General features: G+C 61.0%; 13 protein-coding genes. 9 read left to right on the top strand and 4 right to left on the bottom strand.

The window, feature by feature from the left end; translation table 11 throughout:
- The first annotated feature begins 1 nt into the window (after window position 1).
- The 8 genes from accC (at window position 2) to BMZ63_RS02905 (ending at window position 9,640) form a co-directional block, all read left to right on the top strand.
- Window positions 2-1,348 carry an acetyl-CoA carboxylase biotin carboxylase subunit gene (accC, locus tag BMZ63_RS02940; protein ID WP_091701425.1) on the top strand — a complete coding sequence of 449 codons (1,347 nt, stop codon included), beginning with the start codon at window positions 2-4 and terminating at the stop codon, window positions 1,346-1,348.
- Window position 1,349: 1 nt separating this feature from the next.
- Entirely contained in the window at window positions 1,350-2,246 is an 897-nt protein-coding gene (gene prmA / locus BMZ63_RS02935) for a 50S ribosomal protein L11 methyltransferase (protein ID WP_091701422.1), read from the top strand.
- A gap of 62 nt (window positions 2,247-2,308) precedes the next feature.
- Window positions 2,309-3,544: a DUF3426 domain-containing protein gene (locus BMZ63_RS02930; RefSeq protein ID WP_091701420.1), complete on the top strand. Its 1,236-nt coding sequence runs from the start codon at window positions 2,309-2,311 to the stop codon at window positions 3,542-3,544.
- Window positions 3,545-3,754: 210 nt separating this feature from the next.
- Window positions 3,755-4,753 (top strand): tRNA dihydrouridine synthase DusB, encoded by a 999-nt coding sequence (dusB, locus tag BMZ63_RS02925; protein ID WP_091701418.1) that lies wholly within the window; start codon window positions 3,755-3,757, stop codon window positions 4,751-4,753.
- Window positions 4,750-5,067 carry a DNA-binding transcriptional regulator Fis gene (fis, locus tag BMZ63_RS02920; RefSeq protein ID WP_091701416.1) on the top strand — a complete coding sequence of 106 codons (318 nt, stop codon included), beginning with the start codon at window positions 4,750-4,752 and terminating at the stop codon, window positions 5,065-5,067. Before dusB ends, fis begins: the two co-directional genes overlap by 4 nt.
- A gap of 66 nt (window positions 5,068-5,133) precedes the next feature.
- A complete protein-coding gene (gene purH / locus BMZ63_RS02915; RefSeq protein WP_091701413.1) occupies window positions 5,134-6,714 on the top strand; it encodes a bifunctional phosphoribosylaminoimidazolecarboxamide formyltransferase/IMP cyclohydrolase in 1,581 nt (526 codons plus the stop codon).
- A 21-nt stretch (window positions 6,715-6,735) separates the two neighbouring features.
- The gene (gene purD, locus BMZ63_RS02910; RefSeq protein WP_091701410.1) at window positions 6,736-8,022 is read left to right on the top strand and encodes a phosphoribosylamine--glycine ligase; all 1,287 of its coding nucleotides are present in this window, start codon (window positions 6,736-6,738) and stop codon (window positions 8,020-8,022) included.
- A gap of 37 nt (window positions 8,023-8,059) precedes the next feature.
- Complete coding sequence (locus BMZ63_RS02905) at window positions 8,060-9,640, top strand: cation:proton antiporter family protein (protein ID WP_091701409.1); 1,581 nt, start codon at window positions 8,060-8,062, stop codon at window positions 9,638-9,640.
- Window positions 9,641-9,659: 19 nt separating this feature from the next.
- Here the strand turns inward: BMZ63_RS02905 and senA are convergent, their stop codons facing one another.
- The 3 genes from senA to BMZ63_RS02890 all read right to left on the bottom strand — a co-directional run bounded on the left by senA (window position 9,660) and on the right by BMZ63_RS02890 (window position 15,436).
- Window positions 9,660-11,006 carry a selenoneine synthase SenA gene (gene senA / locus BMZ63_RS02900; RefSeq protein ID WP_091701406.1) on the bottom strand — a complete coding sequence of 449 codons (1,347 nt, stop codon included), beginning with the start codon at window positions 11,004-11,006 and terminating at the stop codon, window positions 9,660-9,662.
- Between the two features lie 141 nt (window positions 11,007-11,147).
- A complete protein-coding gene (locus BMZ63_RS02895) occupies window positions 11,148-14,267 on the bottom strand; it encodes an efflux RND transporter permease subunit (RefSeq protein ID WP_091701404.1) in 3,120 nt (1,039 codons plus the stop codon).
- A complete protein-coding gene (locus BMZ63_RS02890; protein ID WP_091701401.1) occupies window positions 14,267-15,436 on the bottom strand; it encodes an efflux RND transporter periplasmic adaptor subunit in 1,170 nt (389 codons plus the stop codon). The genes BMZ63_RS02895 and BMZ63_RS02890 overlap by 1 nt, the downstream gene beginning before the upstream one ends.
- A 131-nt stretch (window positions 15,437-15,567) precedes the next feature.
- Between BMZ63_RS02890 and BMZ63_RS02885 the strand changes: the two genes are divergently transcribed.
- Window positions 15,568-16,170, top strand: a complete 603-nt coding sequence (locus tag BMZ63_RS02885; protein ID WP_091701398.1) for a TetR family transcriptional regulator — start codon at window positions 15,568-15,570, stop codon at window positions 16,168-16,170.
- Window positions 16,171-16,332: 162 nt separating this feature from the next.
- On the opposite strand, the gene BMZ63_RS02880 is transcribed toward BMZ63_RS02885, so the two are convergent.
- A complete protein-coding gene (locus BMZ63_RS02880) occupies window positions 16,333-17,922 on the bottom strand; it encodes an isocitrate lyase (RefSeq protein ID WP_091701396.1) in 1,590 nt (529 codons plus the stop codon).
- Window positions 17,923-18,110: the final 188 nt, after the last annotated feature.

Below are 18,110 nucleotides of genomic sequence, written 5' to 3'. Positions count from 1 at the left end.
CATGGCCATGTTAGATAAAGTTCTGATCGCAAACCGCGGTGAAATCGCTCTGCGTATTCTCCGCGCCTGCAAGGAACTGGGCATCAAGACCGTTGCCGTCCACTCCCAGGTAGACCGCGAACTGATGCACGTTCGCCTGGCGGATGAGTCGGTGTGTATCGGTCCCAACAGCCCGGTTGACAGTTACCTGAACATCCCCACCATCATCAGCGCGGCGGAAGTGACCGACTCCATGGGTATTCACCCGGGGTATGGCTTCCTGGCGGAAAACGCCGATTTCGCCGAGCAGGTGGAAAAGAGCGGTTTCCGCTTCATTGGCCCGCGCGCCGAAACCATTCGCCTGATGGGCAACAAGGTTTCCGCCATTGAAGCCATGAAAGAAGCCGGGGTACCGACGGTTCCCGGCTCCGACGGCCCGCTGACCGATGACGACAAGCGCACCCTGGAAATCGCCCGCAACATCGGTTATCCGGTGATGATCAAGGCCGCTTCCGGCGGTGGTGGTCGCGGCATGCAGGTGGTGCACTCCGAGGCCGCCCTGCTCAAAGCCGTCCAGATCACCCAGACCGAAGCGAAAAACGCCTTCGGCGATCCCACCGTGTACCTGGAAAAGTTCCTGGAAAAGCCGCGCCACGTGGAAGTCCAGGTGCTGGCCGACATGCACGGCAACGTCATTCACCTGGGCGACCGCGACTGCTCCATGCAGCGCCGCAACCAGAAGGTGATTGAAGAAGCCCCGGCGCCGAACATCAACGAGGAATCCCGCCAGCGCACGTTCAAGGCCTGCGTGGATGCCTGCAAGAAGATCGGCTACGTGGGCGCGGGCACCTTCGAGTTCCTGTACCAGGACGGCGAGTTCTACTTCATCGAAATGAACACCCGGGTACAGGTGGAGCATCCGGTCTCCGAAATGGTCACCGGCGTGGATATCGTCCGTGAGCAACTGCGCATCGCCAGCGGCGAGAAGCTGCAGTACAGCCAGGACGAGATCACCATCTCCGGTCACGCCATGGAATGCCGGATCAACGCTGAAGATCCGAAAACCTTCGTGCCCAGCCCCGGCAAGGTCAGCCACTTCCATGCCCCCGGCGGCAATGGTGTTCGGGTGGATTCGCACATGTACAGTGGTTACTCGGTTCCGCCGTACTACGACTCCCTGATCGCCAAGCTGATCACCTGGGGTGACGACCGCGAGATCGCGCGCCGTCGCATGAAAATCGCCCTGGACGAAATGCTGGTGGAAGGCATCAAGACCAACCAGGCCCTGCACAGGCAACTGTTGCGTGATGGCGGCTTCAAGCAAGTCGACTTCACCATCCATCACCTCGAAAACCTGATGCGGGACTGATATGCCCTGGGTACAACTGCAGATTCCGGCTGACCCGGATACCGCCGAGCAGCTGGAAGACCTGCTGATGGAAATGGGTTCCGACGCCGTGTCCATGGAAGACGCGGCCGACCAGCCCCTGTACGAGCCGGACCCCGGCACCACACCCCTGTGGAGCCAGACGGTGGTCACCGGGCTGTTCCAGTCCGACCGGGATACCGAGCAGCTGTGTGCCGACCTGCGGGACGCCTGGCATCAGCAGACCCAGCAGGAACTGCCGGAGATCGCAGTTACGCTGGTCGAAGACAAGGACTGGGAACGGGCCTGGATGGACGACTTCCAGCCGATCAAGTTCGGCGAACGCCTGTGGATTGTACCCAGCTGGCACAAAGCGCCAGACCCGGCTGCTGCCAACCTGATGCTCGACCCCGGTCTGGCCTTTGGCACCGGCACCCATCCCACCACAGCCCTGTGCCTGGAGTGGCTCGATGGCCAGGATGTGGCCGGCAAACAGGTCACCGACTATGGTTGTGGCTCCGGCATCCTCGGCCTGGCGGCCCTGTTGCTGGGCGCCGAGCACGTGATTGGCGTGGACACAGACCCCCAGGCACTGGAAGCCAGCCGGGAAAATGCCCGCCGCAACGAGGTGGCCGACCAGCGGCTGGATCTGTACCTGCCGGGCGATGATCCCGACACCCGGGCCGACATCATGCTGGCCAATATTCTGGCCCAGCCACTGATCGGCCTGGCACCCCGGCTGGCGGAACTGACCCGCCCCGGCGGTGATCTGGTGCTGTCCGGCATTCTGTTTAACCAGGCCCGCGAGGTCATGGAGGCCTACGAGCCCTGGTTTATCATGGACGAACCCGAGCAGAAAGAAGATTGGATACGCCTCACAGGACGCCGCAAAACCGGGTGACGACTCACCCGGTTATGTCTAAACTGCTGCGGGAGTAACCATCAAGCTTTCAGGACCGAAGCATGACCCAGAGCAGCCTGCAAACCCAGTGTCCCCAATGCGAAACCCGCTTCCGGGTGACCGACGAGCAACTCGGCATCGCCGGGGGCAAGGTTCGCTGCGGCAATTGCATGCATGTTTTCAACGCTGTTGAGCACCAGGTTCTGCCAGAAACAGAAAAGCCCGCCCCGGCTCAAAACGACGATCCCCCCTCCGGACATGACGACGAAGACGATGATCTGGTATTCGAGGACAATCCGGAAGAAGACGCCACGGAACGCAACTACACCGGCGGCAAACTCACCTTCTCCGAAGACGAATTAAGCGACAGCTTCCGCGAATTCGAGCAGGGCGACAAGCCCGGCTATGGCGCCGAGGATTCCGGGGAACTGGCCCCTCAGGACGACGAAAGCTGGGCCGAGGCCATCCTGCAAGAGGATGACACCCCAAGCGAGGAAGCCGCACAAGAACCTGCCCAGGCAACCGCTCAGCCGCAACGGGGAGAGTTTGAAGGGCAACCTTTCAGCGGCATCGACGCCAAACCGGAGCCAGACCCCGGCTTTAACGATTTTTCCCTGAGCGCCACCGAGGAAGAACGGCTGACCAGTCCAGAGCCTTCGGCCTTGAGAGAGCCTCCAGCCTCAAAAGAACCATCCGCCACAAAGCAGTCCTCAGCCAGCGAAAAGCGGCCTCACGAAAAGGCGGAGCCGGAAGCCTCAGCCGACCTGTATCAGAATCTGCGTCACGAGCCCGTGTCAGTTTCCGGCGGCAGCGGGCGCCTGCGCAAGACCCTCTGGAGCCTTGCCATTCTGGCACTGACTGGCTTGCTGGTGGCCCAGGTTACCTGGTTCCAGTTCGACCGGCTGGCGGCCATTCCTCAGCTCCGCCCCTATTATGAGCAGGCCTGTGAACTGGCCGGCTGCGAACTCGAACCGCTGGTAAACGTTGAAGCGATCGAAAGCAGAAAACTGGTGGTGCGCACCAACCCTGACAACCGCAGCCAGCTGATCGTGGATGCGGTCATGGTTAACCGAGCCGGTTTCGAGCAGCCCTACCCGGCCATCGCCCTCACCTTCTCCAACCTCAACGGCGATGTCGTGGCCCAAAGCACCTTCACGCCGGATGAGTACCTGGCTGAACAGGCCCCGGAACCGGCACTGTTGCCCAAAGACACGCCGGTCCGGATTGCCATCACCATCCGCGACCCGGGCCGCGATGCGGTCAATTACAACCTCAGTTTCCGCCCCTGGGCCGGCTGAACGGCAGCAACCGACCCGGCGGGCAATGGTTGACAGCGCAAAAGTCAACCAGAAAGCACGAAAAATAATCAACTTTTTCAGGCTCCCGCCCCTTCAATCACTTTGCCCCCGGCGGTATTATTAGCGCCCTTCGGATCCCGGGCCGGTCATAATTTGATCAGCCGCCCTCATCCGATGCTTGCTTCACCTCCAGTGACACGGATTCTAACCATGTTGCCAACGGCAAAAATCGGGCCCTATACGCTGCCCAACCCCTTGATCGTTGCGCCCATGGCCGGCGTGACCGACCGCCCCTTCCGGCAACTGTGCCGCAGAATGGGTGCTGGTCTGGCCGTATCAGAGATGGTGATCGCAGACAGCAAACTCTGGCATACGCGCAAATCCCAGACCCGCCTGAACCACGAAGGCGAGCCGGAACCCCGTTCGGTGCAGATAGCCGGCGGTGATCCCGCCATGCTGGCGGAAGCGGCACGACTGAACGCCGAATTCGGCGCCCAGATCATCGACATCAACATGGGCTGCCCGGCCAAGAAGGTTTGCAACAAGGCCGCCGGCTCCGCCCTGATGAAAGATGAAGCGCTGGTACGGGACATTCTCGAAGCCGTGGTGGCGGCCGTGGATATCCCCGTCACCCTGAAAATGCGCACGGGCTGGGACCGCGACCACCGCAATGCGCCGGTGATTGCGCGCATGGCCGAAGACGCCGGCATACAGGCACTGGCTGTGCATGGCCGCACCCGGGCCGATAAGTACAACGGCGAGGCGGAATACGACACCATCGCCGAAGTAAAAGCCAGTGTGGGCATCCCGGTGTTCGCCAACGGCGACATCACCTCGCCGGAGAAGGCCCGGCAGGTGCTGACCCACACCGGCGCCGACGGCCTGCTGATTGGCCGTGGCGCCCAGGGCCGGCCCTGGATCTTCCGGGAAATCCTGCATTACCTGGAAACCGGTGAGCACCTGCCCGTCCCGCCTTTGAACGAAGTGCAGGGTATTCTTTCGGCACACCTTGCCGATCTGCATCACTTCTATGGCGAGAAAATGGGTGTGCGCATCGCCAGAAAACACGTGGGCTGGTATCTGCAGGCCCACGACGAAAGCAAACAATTCCGCAAACGCTTCAACGCCATCGACGAGGCGCGGGAGCAACACGACAGCATTGAACAGTACTTCGCACGCTTACGTAATGGAGAGGAATTCGCAGCATGAGCGCTGAGACTTTGAGCAACGAAACCCTGAACACACCGGCCAACGACGACCTGCACCAGTTGCAAACCGTCAACGGCAGTGGCAAAAGCGTCACCCTGCGCGACAGCGTGGAGGTCGCCCTGGAAAACTACTTCGAACAACTCGACGGCGCACCGGTTTCTGATGTCTATCAACTGGTGCTGTCAGAAGTTGAGGCACCCTTGCTGGAGCAGGTCATGAAGTACACCCGCAACAACCAGACGAAGGCCTCAACCATGCTGGGTCTGAACCGGGGCACCCTGCGCAAGAAACTCAAGCAGTACGGTCTGCTATAATCCGGACCCTTGCAGATTTATCCCGAGCATGAAATTCAGCGTATCTGACCAGCGAAGAAAGTGACCATGGCAAATCAGGCAAACACCCCCGTCCGTCGCGCTCTGATCAGCGTGAGTGATAAAACCGGCATCGTCGACTTTGGCCGTGCCCTGACCGAACGCGGCATCGAGCTGTTGTCGACCGGCGGTACCTTCCGCCTGCTCCAGGAAAACAACGTCCCGGTCACCGAGGTGTCCGACTACACCGAATTTCCCGAAATGATGGACGGCCGGGTCAAAACCCTGCACCCGAAAATCCACGGCGGCATCCTCGGCCGTCGCGGCACCGACGACGCGGTGATGGGCGAACACGGCATCAACCCCATCGACATGGTGGTGGTCAACCTCTACCCGTTTGAAGACACCGTTGCCAACCCGGACTGCGATCTGGCCACCGCCATCGAAAACATCGACATTGGCGGCCCGACCATGGTGCGTGCCGCGGCCAAGAACCACAATGATGTCGCCATCGTGGTCAATGCTTCCGATTACAGCCGGGTACTGAAAGAACTGGAAGACAACGACGGCGACCTGACCTACAGCACCCGTTTCGATCTGGCCGTGAAAGCCTTTGAGCACACCGCCGGTTACGACGGCGCCATCGCCAACTACCTGGGCGGACGCACACCGGACAACGACAATCCGGATTTCCCTCGCACCTTTAACGCCCAGTTCGTGAAAGTCCAGGACATGCGTTACGGCGAAAACCCGCACCAGCGCGCGGCCTTCTATGCCGAGCGCAACCCGAAGGAAGCCTGTGTGGCCACGGCCAAGCAGTTGCAGGGTAAGGAACTCAGTTTCAACAACGTGGCCGACACCGACGCTGCCCTGGAGTGCGTCAAGCCCTTCGCCGACCCGGCCTGTGTCATCGTCAAGCACGCCAACCCCTGTGGTGTGGCCATCGGCGCCGACATTGAACAGGCCTACGAGCTGGCCTTCGCCACCGACCCCACCTCCGCCTTTGGCGGCATCATCGCCTTCAACCGCGAGCTGGATGCCAAAACTGCCAAGGCCATTGTTGACCGCCAGTTCGTGGAAGTGATCATCGCACCCACCATCGCCCCGGAAGCCGTGGAAATCGTCTCCGCCAAGAAGAACGTGCGCCTGCTGGCCTGTGGCGAGTTCGATGGCGAGCGTGCCAAGTCCCTGGACTACAAGCGCGTGACCGGCGGCCTGCTGGTGCAGGACCGGGATCTGGGCATGGTGGCCATGGAAGACGTGAAAGTGGTCACCGAGCGTCAGCCTACCGAACAGGAACTGAACGACCTCCTGTTCGCCTGGGAAGTCGCCAAGTATGTGAAATCCAACGCCATTGTTTACGCCAAGGCCGGCCGCACCATCGGCGTGGGCGCGGGCCAGATGAGCCGCGTGTACAGCGCCAAGATCGCCGGCATCAAGGCCGCCGACGAGAACCTGGAAGTGAAAGGCTCGGTGATGTCCTCCGACGCCTTCTTCCCGTTCCGCGACGGCATTGACGCCGCAGCCGAGGCCGGCATTACCGCCGTTATCCAGCCGGGCGGCTCCATGCGCGACCAGGAAGTGATCGACGCCGCCAACGAGCACGGCATTGCCATGGTCTTCACCGGCATGCGCCACTTCCGCCACTGATACGGATTCAAGGAGAACACGATGAACATTCTGGTTATCGGCGGCGGTGGTCGCGAACACGCACTGGCCTGGAAAGCGGCCCAATCCCCCCAGGCGGACAAGGTATTCGTGGCCCCCGGCAACGCCGGCACCGCCCGCGAGCCGAACCTTGAGAACATTGACCTGGACGTCATGGATCTGGACGGACTGGCCAACTTTGCCGAGCAGAACAACGTGGGCCTGACCATCGTCGGCCCGGAAGCACCCCTGGTGGCCGGTGTGGTCGACAAATTCGAAGAGCGCGGCCTGCGCATCTTCGGCCCCAGCGCCGGTGCCGCCCAACTTGAAGGCTCCAAGGCCTTCACCAAGGATTTCCTGGCTCGCCAGAAGATCCCCACCGCCGACTACGCCAACTTCACCGATGTGGATGAAGCCCTGGCCTACGTGCGCGAGAAAGGCGCGCCGATCGTGGTCAAGGCCGACGGCCTAGCCGCTGGTAAAGGCGTGATCGTCGCCATGTCCCTGGAAGAAGCCGAAGACGCCATCCGCGACATGCTCGCGGGCAATGCCTTCGGCGACGCCGGCAGCCGCGTGGTGATCGAGGAGTTTCTGGAAGGCGAGGAAGCCTCCTTCATCGTGATGGTGGATGGCAAGAACGTCCTGGCCATGGCCACCTCCCAGGACCACAAGCGCGTGGGCGATGGCGACACCGGCCCGAATACCGGCGGCATGGGCGCCTACTCCCCGGCTCCGGTGGTCACCGCCGATGTGCACCAGCGCATCATGGACGAGGTAATCATGCCCACGGTCAACGGCATGGCGGCTGAGGGTCATCCGTACAAGGGCTTTTTGTACGCCGGCCTGATGATCGACCCCAACGGCGCGCCCAAGGTGATCGAATTCAACTGCCGCTTTGGCGACCCGGAAACCCAGCCGATCATGCTGCGCATGAAATCCGACCTGGTGGCCCTGTGCCAGGCCGCCGTCGACGGCAAGCTGGATGAGTGTGACTCCGAGTGGGACGAGCGCGCCTCAGTCGGCATCGTGTTGGCAGCCGGCGGCTATCCGGGCAGCTACAACAAGGGCGATGTCATTTCCGGCCTGCCGGAAACCGAGGTGGACGGCGAAAAAATCTTCCACGCCGGCACCAAACTGGACGGCGACAATGTTGTGACCGTCGGCGGCCGCGTGCTCTGCGCCACCGCCCTGGGCAACACGGTGACCGAGGCGCAGCAGCGTGCTTACCAGTTGGCTGGAAAAGTGACCTGGAACGGCGTCTTCTGCCGCAAGGACATCGCTTACCGGGCCATAGCGCGGGAACAGAACTGAACCCTGTCTACAACGGATGTAACGAGGCCTGCTGCTGATGCCTGAAGCGATATGGATTACCTTTGCCTTCATCCTCGGCCTTGGCGTCAAAGCCATTGGCCTGCCGCCACTGGTAGGTTACCTGGCGGCAGGTTTCGTGCTCAGTGGTCTGTCCTCGTTCACCAGCCTGGCAATTGAGCAAACCAATGTGCTGGAGCACATTGCCCATCTGGGCGTGTTGTTGCTGCTGTTTACCGTTGGCCTGAAGCTCAAGATCAAATCCATTATCAGCCCGGAAGTCATCGGCGGCGGGCTGCTGCATTTCGGCATCACCTGCCTGGTATTCACACCTGGTCTCTATTGGCTGCTGGAGCTGGACTGGCTGACCGCCTTCCTGCTGGCGGTTGCGCTGTCGTTCTCCAGCACCGTACTCGCCGCCAAGGTGCTGGAAAGCAAACGGGAAATCCGGGCCTTCCACGGCCGGGTCGCCATCGGCATCCTGATCATGCAGGATCTGATTGCCCTGGTGGTGATGAGCCTGGCCGCCGGCAAAACGCCGTCGGAATGGGCGCTGATGGTGTTTGGCCTGCCACTGCTGCGGCCACTGCTCTACAAACTGCTGGATGCCAGCGGACACGATGAACTGCTGGTGCTGCTGGGCCTGCTGCTGGCGCTGGTGGTCGGTGGCCTGGGCTTCGAAGCCGTGGGGCTAAGCTCGGAGCTGGGCGCCCTGATTTTCGGCGCCATGCTGGCCAACCACCCCCGCTCCCAGGAGCTGTCCAAGTCCCTGTGGAGCGTCAAGGAAATGTTCCTGGTGGGCTTTTTCCTGCAGATCGGCATTGGCGGTCTGCCGGATCAGCAGGCGATTATCTTTGCCGTGGTGGCGGCCCTGGTGCTGCCGCTCAAGGGCATCCTGTTCTATTTCCTGCTGCTGGCCTTCCGCCTGCGCGCTCGCAGCAGTTTCCTGACTTCCCTGTCGCTGACCAACTACAGCGAGTTCGGCCTGATTGTCGCCAGCGTGGCGTTGCCGGAATGGCTAATTCCGCTGGCCATCACCGTCTCCCTGTCCTTTGTGTTTTCGGCGCCGATCAATCGATTCTCCCATGCCATCTACGAGCGCATTTGCCACAAGATCGATCGCTTCGAAACCCACAAACGCCATCCGGACGAGCAGCCAATTTCCCTGGGCGACACCCGTATCCTGGTGATGGGCATGGGCCGTACCGGCACCGCCGCCTACGACTGGCTGAAAGCCAGCGAAGAACGGATCATGGGACTGGATTCCGACCCGGCAAAAACAGAGAAACACCAGGAAAGCGGCCGCAACGTGGTCTTCGCCGATGCCGAAGACACCACCTTCTGGGAAGGGCTGCATATGCCGCAGCTGGAGTCAGTGGTACTGGCCATGAACGACATCGAAGGCAAACTGATTGCCGCCCGCATGCTGCGCAAGCTGGGTTTTACCGGTTACATCGTAGCCCACACCATGTACGCGGATGAAGCAAAACAGATTCGAGAAGCGGGCGCCAACGACGCCTACCTGACGCTTAGCGAAACCGGTGTAGCCCTGGCCAGCCACCTGATGGACCACGAATACCAGGCCGAAGACGTACGCGCCATGCGGGCACTGAATAACTGAGCCGGGGAGTTATCCCCACTCAGACGGCGCAGGTCCGGAAGCCGGTGTACACGTCATTACGGAACGGGAAGTAGGCCTGCCGGTAGGTACCCCGAATCAGGTTCGATGAAGTCGCGCAGCTACCCCCCTTGGTCACCTTGTGGGTGGCGAACTGCAGTGTCGACATAAACGGATACATATCCACCTTGAAGCCGTCGTAAGGCAGGAACTGGTTACTGGTCCACTCCCACACGGTACCCACCATCTGCCGGCAACCAAACGGACTGTCGCCAGCCGGGTAATCCCATACCGGATTCTGCGCCATGCTGCGCCCGTCCATGTCCGCGGTCGATACATCCGGCGCCTCATTGCCCCAGGGGTAACGGCGAAAGGCCTCCCCCGGTCGATTCGCCAGTGCGGCCACTTCCCACTCAGTTTCCGTCGGCAAGCGCCGCCCGGCCCAGGCGCAGAAAGCCTCGGCTTCCCAGTAGGTCACGTGGGTCACCGGTGCATCCGGGTTCAGCGGCTGCCACTGATCAAACAACCGCTCCTGCCACTGGCCGTTTTGCCACCGCCAGTAAAGCGGATGCCGGGGTTCTCTCATCAGGGGCTCGTCATGACCATGCACCAGGGCCACGTCCTGCTCTGTCGCCAGCCATTTGCGCCCGCCAAATGACCACAACTCCGGGCGCTTGTAACCATCGGCCTCCACGAACGCCTGGAATTCCGCGTTGGTGACCAGTGTGCGACTGATGGTGAAAGCCTCCAGCTCGATCTCAAAACCCGGCTTTTCGTTGTCAAAGGCAAAGTCCTCGCGGGCGAATGCCTCCGACTCCCCCGGCATGCCAATCCGCCAGCGGCCGGCCGGCACGTCCACGTCACCAGCCAATGGCTCGCCAGGCGATGGCCGGTCGCCCCGGAGGTCGGGCGGTGCCGGATAACCCACCGTCTGCCGGCACCAGATCAGCGATTCGATGTGCATGTTCTGGTGGAAGATGGCGTAGCGGTACAGGTAGAGCTCATCATCGGTTAGTGGCTTGCTCTGAATCCGCTGCGCCACCCGGTCGTAGATGGTCCGGAAGTAGGTCAGCGTGGCTTCCCGCCCGGGAAACAGGTCATGGCGCCAACGGTCTTTATGCTCGACGTGGAAGGAATCCCAAAGGTCGTCCATGGATGAATCATAACTGGGCGTACCATCCAGCAGGTTGAAGACAAACACTTCATAGAAAAACGCCGAGTGCCCCATTTCCCAGAGCGGCGGATTCACCCCCGGGTGGTAGGGGACATCCAGTTTCTCCGCCGGCAAGGACTCAATCAGCGCCAGAGTCCGGCTGCGGGCCAGCTCCAGCTCTGCCAGTAATTGTTCTTTATAGGCCTCAGCGACCATAAACTCAGCCTCTTAGCGTTTTGCTTCCAGGTTTGGTGAGCGGGATCGGGAGCGATCCTGCTCCGACTCCAAGCATAACAGACAAAAAAACCGCCGGTGGCATAAAACCAGCGGCGGCTTGATGTGGGTTTATACGACCTCTCAGGTCTTGGCGGACTTCTTGCGCTTACGCCGCCAATCCCCCAGATCTTCGATCAGCTTGTAGAACAGCGGCACGAAGAACAGCGCCAGGGTACTGGCCGCCAGCATACCGCCGACCACCACGGTACCGATTTCCTGGCGGGACACCGCGCCGGCACCGGTGCTGAAGGCCAGCGGCAGGGAGCCGACGATGAAGGTCAGGGCGGTCATCATGATCGCGCGGAAACGCTGGCGTGCTGCCGCGCTGGCCGCTTCGAACGAGCTCATGCCGGTTTTCCGATTCTGGGCGGCGAATTCGACGATCAGAATCGCGTTTTTGGCCGCCAGGCCAATCAGCACCAGCAGGCCAACCTGGAAGTAGATGTCGTTCGGGAAACCGCGCCACAGGGAAGCCAGGGCCGCGCCGAACACACCGAAGGGCACCGCCGTGGCCACGGCCACCGGCAGGCCCCAGCGCTCGTACTGGGCCGCCAGAATCAGGAACACCAGCAACAGCCCCATGCCAAAGGCCAGGGTGCCGGAATCGGCCGAGTCCTGCAGCTGGAAGGCTTCGCCGGTCCAGCCCAGCAGGGTGTTGCGGTCAAACTGCTGCTCCGCCACTTCCTGCAGGGCCGCCAGCGCTTCACCACTGGTGTGGCCCGGGGTCGGGTCGGCCAGCAGCTTGGCTGCCGGGTACACGTTGAAACGGTTTAGAATGTCCGGCCCGCTGTCGCGCTTCAGGTTCACCAGTGAGCTGAGGGGGATCATCTCGCCATAATCCGAACGCACAAACACCTTGCGCAGATCGTCCGGATGGCTTCGGAACTCCCCTTCAGACTGCAGGTTCACCTGCCAGTTGCGGCCCTGCAGGGTGAAATCGTTCACGTACAGGCCACCAAAGGTACTTTGCATGGTGGTGAAGATCTGATCGATCGGCACACCGGCGGCCTGGGCCTTCTCCCGGTCCACCTCGGCCTCATAGCGGGGAATGCCGGTATCCAGTGTCACCCGCACGTTGGTCAGCTCCGGGCGCTGGTTGGCGGCTCGGGTGAAGCGGTCGGCCATGGCCTTGATTTCCTGGGGTGTCCGGCCACCCCGGGCCTGAATATAGCCTTCCACGCCGCCGGTGGTGGACAGCCCCTGAATGGGGGGCGGGGCAAAGGAAATCACACTGGCCTCGGGCATGCCCGCACCAATACCCATGATCTTGCCGGCAATGTCCTGGGCCTTCTGCCCCTCGCCTTCCCGCTCATCCCAGTCTTCAAGAGTCACAAAGGCCACACCGGCATTGGTGCGCAGGGCACTGGAAATAATGTCGTAACCGGCGAATGACACCACGTCTTTCACCTCCGGCACTTCCATCATCCTGGCCACCAGCTCGTCACGGGTGTCTTCGGTGCGGCTCAGGGATGAAACCGGTGGCAGCGAGTAGGCGGTCAGTACAAAGCCCTGGTCCTCCTGGGGGACCAGACCGGAGGGCATTTTTCCCATCATGAACACCACCGAGCCGATCATCGCGGCAAACAGGAGCACGCCAATAACCGCATGCTTCAGCAGCCAGTCGACGATCCAGGAGAAACCGGCGGTCAGTTTGTCGAAGCCGGCATCGAACCAGCGGAACACCGCCAGCTGTTTTCCCTCAAGGCCCAGCAACAAGGCACACATGGCCGGTGTGAGCGTGAGTGCCACCACCCCGGAAATGACCACCGACACGGCAATGGTGATGGCGAACTGCCGGTACAGCTCGCCGCTGAGCCCGCCGAGGAAGGCCACAGGAGCGAACACCGCCACCAGCACCAGCGTGGACGACACCACCGCGCCCGACACCTGCTGGATGGTACTCACCGCCGCGTTATAGGCCGACAGGCCTTCTTCCTTCATCAACCGTTCGGCGTTTTCCATGATGATAATGGCGTTGTCCACCACCACCCCGATGGCCAGTATCAGGCCAAACAGGGTCAGCAGGTTCACCGAGAAGCCCAGCGCCTGCATGCCGGCGAAGGTGCCGATGAGCGATACCGGAATGGCAATCAGCGGAATCAGCGTGGCCTTCAGGTGCTGCAGGAACAGGAAGGTCACCAGAACCACCAGCAGGACCGCAACGATGAAGGTGGAAATCACTTCCTGGATGGAAATGTCGATAAAGCGGGTGGTGTCGTACGGGGTGTTGTACTCCAGTCCTTCCGGAAAACGATCGGCAATATCGTCCATGGCCTGGTTGACGGCTTCGGCGGCCTCCAGCGCGTTGGCACCCGGCTGCAGATAGATCCCCATGGGCACGGTGGTGCCGCCGTTGTAAATGGCACCGAAATCGTAATTCTGGGCGCCCAGCTCAATCCGGGCTACGTCCTTCAGGCGCAGGGATGCGCCCTGATCGTCGCTGCGCAGGATCACTTCACCGAATTCCTCGGGGCTGGTCAGGCGACCGGGTGCCGATACGCTGAAGGTGAAGGCCTGGCCTTCCGGCGCCGGTTCGGCACCAATGCGGCCGGCGGCAAACTGGGCGTTCTGCGCCCGCAGGGCCAGGGCAACATCGTTGGGGGTCAGATCATACTGGGCCAGTTTGTCCGGGCGCAGCCAGATGCGCATGGAGTAGTCCTGGGCACCGAACAGGGAGGCATCGCCAATACCTGGCAAACGCACCAGTTCATCCAGCACATTCAGCAAGGCGTAGTTGGAGATTTCCACCACGTCCATGGAGTTGTCCGGGGACGACAAGGTCACCACCTGCAGAATCGAGGTGGAACGGGCCTCCACCTGCAGACCCTGATCGCGCACCGCTTGCGGCAAGCGGGAGGTGGCCTGCTGCACCCGGTTATTGACGTTGATGGTGGCCTGGTCCGGATCGGTGCCGATTTCAAACGAAATACTGATGCGGAAACTGCCTGAATCAGTGGCGTTGGATTCCATGTAAATCATGTCATCCACGCCGTTGATTTCCTGCTCGAGGGGCGCCACCACCGAGTCGGAAATCACATCGGCACTGGCACCCGGGAAGCGACCCTCAACCACCACCTGGGGCGGCACAACATTCGGGTACTGTTCCACCGGCAGACCGATCAGTGCCAGGGCACCGCCGAGGGTAATGATGATGGAGATGACCGACGCAAAAATGGGCCGGTCTATGAATGTGCGCAGCATCAGTCGGCGCCCTCCCCGGCGTTGTCATCCATCACTTTCACTTCGGCACCATCGCGCACGCCGGTCAGGCCACTGACCACAAAACGCTCGCCGGCGGCCAGGCCGTCCAGGATAATCTGACGGTCATCGGAGACCGGACCCAGCTCCACCGGGCGGGCCCGGGCCTTGTTCCCGTCATCAATCACGTACACCACCGGGCCTTCGGGACCCTGGGCCACGGCTTTCTCCGGAATGGTGACAACGTCTTCAAATTCCTGCAGGGCCACTCGCACCCGGACAAACTGGCCAGGCACGATCAGCCGCTGTTCGTTGGGAAAGACCGCCCGCGCGGACACCGTGCCAGTGCGCGGATCCAGGGTTGAGGCGGTAAAATCGATACGCCCGGGTTCGGTGTACTCCCTGCCATCGGCCATGATCAGAGTGGCCGAGACGTTCTGCTCCTCACCGGCATTGACCATGCCCTCGCGCGCGGCCCGCCGGATATTGGCGTCGTCTTCGGGCAAGGCAAAGCGCACGTGTATCGGGTCCAGTTGCACAATGGTGGTCAGCAGGGTGCCGACATCAATCAGGCTGCCTTCGGGCAGGTCTTCCAGACTGGTCACCCCCGACACCGGGGCGGTGACTTCGGTATAGCCCAGGTTCAGCTCGGCCTCGGTTACCCCGGCCCTGGCCACTGCCAGATTGGCCCGCGCCAGTTCCAGCGCGGAGCGGGCGTTGTCCCGCTCACGCTCACTGACCGCGTTACGCTCAAACAATGACGCAATCCGGTTCCACTCCCGCTCGGCCTGGCGCACATCCGCCTCGGCCACCTGCTGCTGGGCTTCAGCCCTTTGCAGGGCTGCCGCCGTGGGTTCACGGTCAATGCGGAACAGGGCCTCGCCTTCGCTGACCATCTGACCCTCTTCGTAAAGGCGTTCTTCCAGAATGCCGTTGACCCGGGCACGCACTTCCACTTCCCGGGCACCCCGGGCCCGACCGGCGTAGTCCTGGCGGACGGTGGCGTCAGTGGTTTCCGCCGTTTCCACCTTGACCGAGGGTGCCGGCGTGCCACCTTGTTGCTGGTTGCTGTCGCCATCGTTGCTGCAACCGGCAAGGGCCAGCAAACCGGCCAGGCCGGCAAGCGCCAGGGCTTTTCGGGCAAACAAGCGGGAAGGACGTTTCATGGGCATGTGCGGTCTCCTGAACACCGGGTCACGTTCGTTAGGGCGCTATAAAATACATTCATTCGTGTATGTATGTAAACTATTGATCGGTTATACTGCCCCGCCAGCCAAACAGATGACGGACTGACCGGGTAACCATGGCAAGAAAAACCAAGGCGGAAGCGGAAGCAACCCGCGAATCGATCCTCGATTGCGCAGAACAGGTGTTCATGGAAAAAGGCGTGGCCAGGGCCTCACTGGAACAGATTGCCCGCGCCGCCGGCGTCACTCGGGGTGCGGTTTACTGGCACTTTCACAACAAGCAGGACATTCTGGACGCCATGCTGGCCCGGGTGCGCGCACCATTGGCGGAAATGATCGATGACACCCGTCGTGGCGGGCCGGGCCTGGACAACCTCAAACAGGTCTGTGTGATCGCTCTGAAAAAGCTGGTGGAGGACAAGCACTACTTCCGGGTGCACTACATTCTTTTTCACCGCAACGAATCCGACCAGGCGCTGGAAAAACACCGGGAGCTGTCTGACGAGGCGGTCAGCCATGTATCACGCATCATGGCACTGCCGGAAAGCCGCGCCCGGCTGCACCCTTCCCTGAGCCCCGAACAGGCGGCCTATGTGCTGCATACCCAGATGCTGGGCATTTTCTTTGACTGGCTGGGCGCCCCTGATCGCCAGCCTCTGGCCGAGATGGCTGAAATCCTGGTGGACAGCCTGTTCCGGGGCCTGCTGATCAAACCCTGACGGCCGCGCTTCAGGCCCAGACCCAGAGAATCACCGGCAAATCAGCAAGCTGGAGAGAAAGACGGGTGTCAAAAAACAAAAACCCCGCAAAGCTCGCGCCTTGCGGGGTTTTCTGTGGTCAGTGAGCGCAACAGCGCTCACCGGAACATCATGGAGCCAGTCTTAGAACTGGTTCATGGTGTTGTCTTTACCACCGGCCTTCAGAGCCGCGTCACCTGCGAAGAACTCTTTGTGGTCATCACCGATGTTGGAGCCGGCCATGTCCTGGTGCTTGACAGTCGCGATACCCTGACGGATTTCCTTACGCTGAACACCGCCAACATAAGCCAGCATGCCTTCGTCACCGAAGTAGCCCTTGGCCAGGTTGTCAGTGGACAGAGCCGCAGTGTGGTAAGTCGGCAGAGTGATCAGGTGGTGGAAGATACCTGCTTCTGCAGACGCCTTGCGCTGGAAGTCAGCGGTCCACTCGTCAGCCAGTTTGCCCAGCTCGGTGTCGTCGTACTTGCTGTTCATCAGGTCTTCGCGCTCGTAGGCAGATACGTCTTTGCCTTCTTCTTTCCACGCGTCGAATACCTGCTGACGGAAGTTCAGGGTCCAGTTGAAGGACGGGCTGTTGTTGTAAACCAGCTTGGCATCGGGCACAACTTCACGGATACGGTTAACCATGCCGGCGATCTGGCCAACGTGCGGCTTCTCGGTCTCGATCCACAGCAGGTCAGCGCCGTTCTGCAGGGAAGTGATGCAGTCCAGAACAACACGGTCTTCGCCAGTGCCCGGACGGAACTGGAACAGGCCGGAAGGCAGACGCTTCGGCTTCATCAGCTTGCCGTCGGACTTGATCACAACGTCGCCGTTGTCGATCTGGGAAGCGTCGTCGATGTAGTCGCCATCGAGGAAGCTGTTGTACTTGTCGCCCAGGTCGCCCGGCTCTTCGGTAACGGCCAGCTTCTGGGTCAGGCCAGCGCCCAGGGAGTCGGTACGGGCAACGATCACACCGTCATCAACGCCCAGCTCCAGGAACGCCAGGCGTACGGCGTTGATCTTGGACAGGAAGTCGGCGTGCGGAACGGTTACCTTACCGTCCTGGTGGCCACACTGCTTCTCGTCGGAAACCTGGTTTTCGATCTGGATGCAGCAAGCACCGGCTTCGATCATCTTCTTGGACAGCAGGTAAGTTGCTTCGGCGTTACCGAAACCTGCGTCGATGTCGGCAATGATCGGCACAACGTGAGTTTCGTGGTTGTCGATCTGCTGCTCGAGCTCTTTGGCCTTGGCGGTATCGCCAGCCTGCTCGGCTTCGTCCAGGGCACGGAACAGGTGGTTCAGTTCCCATGCGTCAGCCTGGCGCAGGAAGGTGTACAGTTCTTCGATCAGGCCAGGAACGGCAGTTTTCTCGTGCATGGACTGGTCCGGCAGCGGGCCGAACTGAGAGCGCATGGCGGCAACCATCCAGCCAGACAGGTACAGGTAACGACGCTTGGTGCTACCGAAGTGCTTCTTGATGGAGATCAGCTTCTGCTGACCGATGAAGCCGTGCCAGCAACCCAGAGACTGGGTGTACTGGGAAGTGTCTTTGTCGTAGTTCGCCATGTCTTCGCGCATGATCTTGGCGGTGTACTTGGCGATGTCCAGACCAGTCTTGAACTTGTTCTGGGCGCGCATGCGGGCAGCGTGCTTCGGGTTGATGGCGTTCCAGGTCGGGTTTTGCTTCAGGATGGAAGCAATTTGGTCGACGTCTTGTGCGTAAGGCATGATCTCTGTCCTTTCTACGTTTGATGTTCAAAAGGTGCGGAAAAGCTGCTGCCAGGCAGCATCCGAAGCCAACTGCCTGCGGCCGGAAACGGGGCAGGCGCTGACATTGGCCGTTACTGTAGTCCCTTTGAATTTATAATTGAAATTTATGTGGTGTATTTTCGGCATTTTTTTGGTGAATACTGAAA

This window comes from Marinobacter persicus (genome assembly GCF_900114155.1).
In the GTDB taxonomy this organism is placed as follows: domain Bacteria; phylum Pseudomonadota; class Gammaproteobacteria; order Pseudomonadales; family Oleiphilaceae; genus Marinobacter; species Marinobacter persicus.
Note: the sequence above shows the minus strand (reverse complement) of the source record. Positions and strands in the feature narration are given on the sequence as shown.